Source organism: Vibrio sp. 2433-A1 (assembly GCF_056726085.1).
Genome location: NZ_JBRESC010000008.1, coordinates 204,348 through 210,733, shown reverse-complemented (window position 1 = coordinate 210,733; position 6,386 = coordinate 204,348). Strand labels below are relative to the sequence as shown.

The window sequence follows — 6,386 nt, the reverse complement described above, 5'->3', positions numbered from 1 at the left end:
TATCCCAAGTATATTTTTGATGAATGCTTAGCCTTCTTTGGCCAAAAACGCATTGGCTTAGCCGCTTATTCAACATTACAAACCATGATCACGTCCGTCCTAGCCAGTGAGAGGAAGAGGACAGAGTCCATTCTCTCAAGCTCCATGTCAGACACCACTCATATGCAACTTAAAAAAATACTGCATACCAAAGGGCGCTTGAATCAACTTTCTGCGCAGAAAGGCTCAGCGAAAGACTTCACCCCATCGGAACTCATGCGTGAAATTGAAACGCACAATACAATAAGAAGTGTGTATCAGGAGATAAAAGGACTCATCAATGAACTAGGGTTATCGCAAGGAAACTTAACGTACTACGCGTCTATTATTCGACACCAATCTATCTATAAGATCCGCCGTTCTCCTGAATGGCAAGGGATGCTATACATCGTGTGCTACTTGTTTTTTCGTTATCAAGAAACGAATGATAAGTTAGTCACTGCTTTTCAATATGTGACCAGAAAACTAAGGGAATCCGCCTCTGCCGCCGCTAAACAACGGATTGCAGATGAGCTTGAAGTGGTCAGAGACAAGTTGACCCACGCCGGTCACCTCCTTGGACTATTTGTCGATGACTCCGTCAGTGACCAGACTCAATTTGGTGATATTCGGCAAAATGCCTTTGAAAAGCTCTCCAAAGATGAAATCCAGCTCATTAGTCAGCACTTAAATAAGGAAAATTTTGATAAGCGACAATACGAGTGGCAATACATTGACAGCCAATATAGAAAGATCTCAAACTCGATTAGACCCCTTTTTCTAGCGATAGATATTGAATGTGAACCCGGTCAGACATTACTTTCTACGCAATTACAAGTAGCAAAATCAGAGCTTCAAAAAGAAAAGCACCTTTGTACTGCAGACCAAAGGTTACTTCTTAAGCAGGACAAAGACTATATCGTTGATAAGGAAGGCGTTAACTATCGACGTTTTGAACATTACTTGTACCAGAAAGTCTCTCGAATGCTTGATAGCAACCATATATTTGTTAATGAAAGTGCGAAAAACAAACGTCTCGAAGATGATCTTATCCCTATAACTGAATGGAAAAAGAATGAAAATCTTGTTGCCAATACAGGGTTAGATAAGTTGATTGCTCCTATCGAGCAAACCCTTGCGACATTAACAAAATCCGTACGTCACAAAATGTCTCAAGTCAGCCGTAATATCAATGATGGAGCCAATGATTTTGTTATCCATCAACCTCGCACCAACCAGCTCACTTGGAAGTTAGCCAATAAGCGTTGGAAAGACGATCTTGATAACCCGATTTACAACCAACTTCAACATATGGGCATTATCGAAATTATGGATTACGTAAATCAGAGAACCGGTTACTTAGATGCCTTCAAAAGTATCGGAACTAAGAAGCTAGGGAGTAAGGCGAGAGAAGAAGACTTACTCGCTTGTATCTTTGGCAATGGCTCTAATTATGGATTGCATCATATGTCATCGATATCTGATCGAGCCATTGGTGTTCTGAGGGCCGTAAATGATGGGTATATTCGGCCGGAGACGACAAGCGATGCCAATGATGTGATTTCAGATTCGCTGGCAAAACTTCCAATCTTTAAACATTACACAATCAATGAGTCCACCCCCTTTGGTAGTATTGATGGTCAAAAGCATGCCTGCCGTATCAATACATTCAAAGCTCGATTTTCAGCAAAATACTTCCGTAAGGGTAAAGGGGTATCCGCCCTAACGTTGGTGTCAAACCATGTGCCAATCAACACCAAGATAATTTCAGCTAACGAGTATGAAGGACATCATGCTTTTGATTTGCTCTATAACAATAGCAGCGATATTCAGCCTAAAGCGTTAGCAACCGATACTCATGGGGTCAATAATGTCAACTTTGCGATCCTTGACTTATTTGGTTACCAATTCGCTCCACGATACGCCAAGTTTAAATATGTCTTCCATGATTTGTTCGAAATAGAGCATGGAGAGGCCGTATCATTAAAGCTGCGCCGACCGTTTAACACCTCACTAATCAAACGTGAGTGGGAAAATATTCAAAGGATCATTTGCTCGTTAAGTCGTAAGACAACGACACAAAGTACGATCATTACCAAGCTGTCGAATGGTAAACAGAACAGTCGAACATTAGCCGCACTTAGAGAGTATGACCGAATCATTAAGTGCCTTTATGTACTCGATTATGTTGACGATAAAGTCCTGCGACAGTTTGTCCAGCAAGCTTTGAACCGTGGCGAAGCCTACCACCAACTACGTCGAGCTATTGCTTCAATCAATGGAAATCAATTCCGTGGAGGTAATGATTATCAGATAGATCAATGGAATGATTGTGCGAGAATTATTGCTAACTGCATCATTTATTATAACTCGGCCTTGCTATCCAGTCTGATTGATAAGTTTGAGCAAGAAGGTAATCAGGAGGTGGTGAATCTGATAGCGGGTTTATCTCCAGTCGCATGGCGTCATATCCAACTTGCCGGTAATTACACCTTTGGTATTCAGAAAGACAATATTGTTCTAGAGAAACTGCTTGAGAACTTAGAGCCTTGGAGAGAGGAGAGCATGGTCGAACTGGTGGCCTAAGAAGGGTGTTAGAAAATAAGCCATTCCCTACAGCCCTTATAAATAAAGAGCTGTAGGCTCACATTGGACTTTTCGCTGAAATGGGCGCAAAACCCCTAACAGAAGACAATTGATTTTCTATTCACCATAGAGCATTGAAGCTCAGTAGTGAGTTCCATAAATTAGCGGGCAACGTTAATTTATAAGGCACTCAATATGAGCACAACTATTCGACCTTGGGACAAATGGTCTACTCTAATCGGCACAGTTTTAATCGAGTTTGCACTCGGCTCGGTTTATACATGGAGCCTGTTCAACGCCCATTTGGCCGACAAGTTAGACCAACCAGTAAAGCAAGTCGCCTTCTCTTTTGGTCTATTGAGTTTGGCTCTTGCTGTTGCTTCATCTTTATCTGGTAAATTGCAAGAAAAGTTTGGTGTCAAAAAGGTCATTGCATTCTCTGGATTACTATTAGGAGCGAGTCTTCACTTAACCTCAACCGCATCAAGTTTGACCACTTTGTATATTTTTGCCGGATTTTTAGTTGGTTTTGCCGACGGCACCGGTTACCTATTAGCACTGACTAACTGCATTAAGTTTTTCCCGAAAAACAAAGGAATTGCGTCCGCATGTGCCATTGGAGCCTATGGTTTAGGTAGCCTGGGTTTTAAATACATCAACATGTATTCCTTAACGCATTTGGGGCTGACAGACGCATTTGAGCTTTGGGGGGCGGTATCAATGGTGCTGGTACTCATTGGTGCGATGTTAGTAAAAGAAGCACCTAAGCAAGAACTGCAAGTAAGTGAACACGTTCAAGCTGTACAAAACTTCACCTTAAAACAAGCGATGAGTAAACCTCAGTTTTACATGCTGGCACTGATGTTTACAACTGTATGCATGTCAGGCCTGTACGCTATCGGGATCGCCAAAGATATCGGTCAAAACTATGTAAACCTCTCAGCTGAAATCGCCGCAACTGCGGTATCTGTAATCGCAGTCGCAAACCTCGGAGGTCGAATCGTACTCGGCGTACTATCAGACAAGATTGCCCGTATGCATGTTATTACCATCGCACTCGTGATTTGCCTTGCTGGTGTCAGCGCACTGCTGTTTATCCCACCCACACTGTATAGTTTTTATCTATCTCTGGCCTGCATCGCATTTAGTTTTGGAGGCACCATCACCGTCTATCCATCTCTTGTGAGTGACTTCTTTGGTCTCGAAAACGTTGCGAAGAATTACGGTACTATCTATTTAGGCTTTGGGATTGGAAGTTTCGCAGGCTCGCTGATCGCTTCGTTGTTTGGTGGCTTCTTGGCTACGTTCCACATCATACTTGCACTGATCCTGGTTTCAATTGTGCTGTCCGTCGTAATAAAAAAACCTAGCCAATCTTTCGTCGCTCAACCACTGTAATCGTCTCTCTCGCTCATTCTCTGATTAAACGAAATCATTGTTCTGTCCCACATATAAGCCCTAGACTAAAAAGCCTAGGGCATATCTGCAGATCTATATATTGGAGAAGCGATTTAATTATGGACATTTACTTCCATAGTCATTGGTGTAATCTGCCATTTTTTTTCGTCTACGAAATGTTTACATTGGCGCCATAGACACGCACTACAATCGATACTAGCCGAAAGACACGCTCTGTTATGCTTTGAATAACCGAGTTTTGCCCTTCTGTTATTCACTATCATTATATCGTTAGGTATTCATATGACTCATCCAATTATCAAAGACTTAAACACTCGTTATACAACCAAAAAGTACGATGCAGAAAAGCGCATCTCTGCTGAAGATATGGATGTTATCAAACAAGCACTGCGCCTATCAGCTTCTTCAATCAACTCTCAGCCGTGGAAGTTTATTATTGTAGAGAGCGATGAAGCGAAACAAAGATTCCATGACACTTTTGCCAATAAGCACCAATTCAACCAGCCTCATGCAAAAGAAGCGTCTCATACCATTTTGTTTGCCTATGATCCTAAGTTTACTAAAGAGAAATACGCAAAACGTGTCGATGCAGAAGTGACATCTGGCCATTTACCGGCAGAACGTTACGACATGATGCTCAATGGTGCGTATGGATTCGCAGAAGCAAATACCGATGAAACAGGCTTTAATGGTAACTGGACTAAAGCTCAGACCTACATTGCACTAGGTAATATTCTGCACACTCTTGCTCGACTAGGTATTGATTCAACACCGATGGAAGGTGTCGATGGTGAGCTTATCGGCAGCATTTTCTCTGAAGAGCTGGAAGGCCATGTTTGTGAGTTGGCATTGGCAATCGGTTATCACAAAGATGGCGATGACTACAATCACGGTTTGCCTAAGGCACGCCTAACACTTGACGATGTTGTTACGACGCTTTAAGTCCACGTCATTCAACCAGTTGAGGAAAATAAATGAGTAAACTAACGATTTTTGCCAATATCATTGCCAAAAAAGACAAAATCGACTTAGTCCAAGCAGAACTGATTAAATTGATCGAAAAAACGCGTGCTGAAGATGGTTGTATTAATTATGACTTACACCAAGATAACAGCAACCCAGCTCATTTTGTTTTCCATGAAAATTGGCAATCAGAAGCGGCACTCAATGCGCACCTTGCCAGCGAACATATCGCTGATTACATTGCTGCAGTTGAGGGGGCTGTTGAAACATTCACTATCAATCGAATGACTCACATCGCCTAACTAAATTTCAATTCATTGCCTTTCAAGCCCTGCTTTCCCACAGGGCTTTTTTCGATCTGAAGACTCTGTGGAGTTTAACCACTATGATCAAGCTCCATAACCCTCCTCACAGAATCAATAGGTTTCAAACACACCAGAGTTGTAATCTTGAATCGTCTGCTCGATTTCCTGCATACTGTTCATCACAAAGGGACCATAGTGCACCACAGGCTCGTCAATCGGTTGACCAGAGAAGATCAGCGCACCACTTTGCTCCTGTGCCTCTAATGTCAGTAGCTCGCCTTTGCTTAGCAGTGCCAATTCACCTCGCTTTAGACGCTGCTCACCAATAACCAACTCCCCTTTATATGCATAAACCATAACGTTAAATTGTCCCGGCAGTTCTAGGTTTGTTGTTTGGCCTTGATTCGCCCGCCAATCAGAGACACTGAGATCTACACCAGTTTTATCAAGTGGGCCACGTAGCACTTGTGCATCAGTAATGATTGATCCTGCTAAAACACGCAAAAGACCAAGCTTGTCTGAGGAGTACTCTGTGATAGTTTCTGGCTGGAAATCGAAGTACTGTGCAGGTTTCATCTTGTCGCGCGCTGGCTGATTAATCCAAATCTGAAAGCCATGCAATTCGCCCTCTTCCATGATTGGCATTTCGCTATGAATCACGCCTCGCCCTGTTGCCATCCATTGCGCACCGCCTGAGCGAAGCTCACCAACATTGCCCATGTGGTCTTTATGCTGGAAGTGTCCTTTCATCATATAAGTGAGCGTTTCAATACCACGATGAGGATGCGGAGGAAAACCACCAACGTAATCTGCTCGTTGATCCGATTTTAGCTCATCAACCATCAAGAATGGCGAAAACTGGGCGTTATTGAAGCCCGCTACTCGTTGGATTTTTACGCCATCACCATCAGAAGTCGCATGCGCTCGGATGATTTGATTAATTGTTCTCACATTGCTCATAACAAAGCTCCTTGGTGTCACTCTTGACTGAATGAACTCAGTTTAGCGCTTTGATTGAGCAATATGAGCGGAGGGATTAGAGCTAGTCGTTCGAAAAAATTGAATGAGTCAATATTACTCTTGCCTCGGCAATAA

General features: G+C 42.7%; 5 protein-coding genes. 4 read left to right on the top strand and 1 reads right to left on the bottom strand.

Annotation, left to right across the window (positions count from 1 at the left end; genetic code table 11):
- The 4 genes from ACU01J_RS10685 to ACU01J_RS10670 all read left to right on the top strand — a co-directional run.
- A partial coding sequence (locus ACU01J_RS10685; protein ID WP_481084707.1) for a Tn3 family transposase occupies positions 1-2,604 on the top strand: 2,604 nt, incomplete at its 5' end.
- 195 nt (positions 2,605-2,799) lie between these two features.
- Positions 2,800-4,002 carry an OFA family MFS transporter gene (locus ACU01J_RS10680; protein WP_481085686.1) on the top strand — a complete coding sequence of 401 codons (1,203 nt, stop codon included), beginning with the start codon at positions 2,800-2,802 and terminating at the stop codon, positions 4,000-4,002.
- A 303-nt stretch (positions 4,003-4,305) separates the two neighbouring features.
- A complete protein-coding gene (locus ACU01J_RS10675) occupies positions 4,306-4,965 on the top strand; it encodes an NAD(P)H-dependent oxidoreductase (RefSeq protein WP_481085685.1) in 660 nt (219 codons plus the stop codon).
- A gap of 32 nt (positions 4,966-4,997) precedes the next feature.
- Positions 4,998-5,288 carry a putative quinol monooxygenase gene (locus tag ACU01J_RS10670; RefSeq protein WP_481085684.1) on the top strand — a complete coding sequence of 97 codons (291 nt, stop codon included), beginning with the start codon at positions 4,998-5,000 and terminating at the stop codon, positions 5,286-5,288.
- Positions 5,289-5,402: 114 nt separating this feature from the next.
- On the opposite strand, the gene ACU01J_RS10665 is transcribed toward ACU01J_RS10670, so the two are convergent.
- On the bottom strand, positions 5,403-6,251 hold the full coding sequence (locus ACU01J_RS10665; protein ID WP_481085683.1) for a pirin family protein: 849 nt from the start codon (positions 6,249-6,251) through the stop codon (positions 5,403-5,405).
- Positions 6,252-6,386 lie beyond the last annotated feature (135 nt).

What these genes read in the sequence shown, in the direction of transcription:
- ACU01J_RS10680 (WP_481085686.1), top strand. Translation starts at nt 2,800, where the DNA reads ATGAGCACAACTATTCGACCTTGGGACAAATGGTCTACTCTAATCGGC.
- ACU01J_RS10675 (WP_481085685.1), top strand. Translation starts at nt 4,306, where the DNA reads ATGACTCATCCAATTATCAAAGACTTAAACACTCGTTATACAACCAAA.
- ACU01J_RS10670 (WP_481085684.1), top strand. Translation starts at nt 4,998, where the DNA reads ATGAGTAAACTAACGATTTTTGCCAATATCATTGCCAAAAAAGACAAA.
- ACU01J_RS10665 (WP_481085683.1), bottom strand. Translation starts at nt 6,251, where the DNA reads ATGAGCAATGTGAGAACAATTAATCAAATCATCCGAGCGCATGCGACT.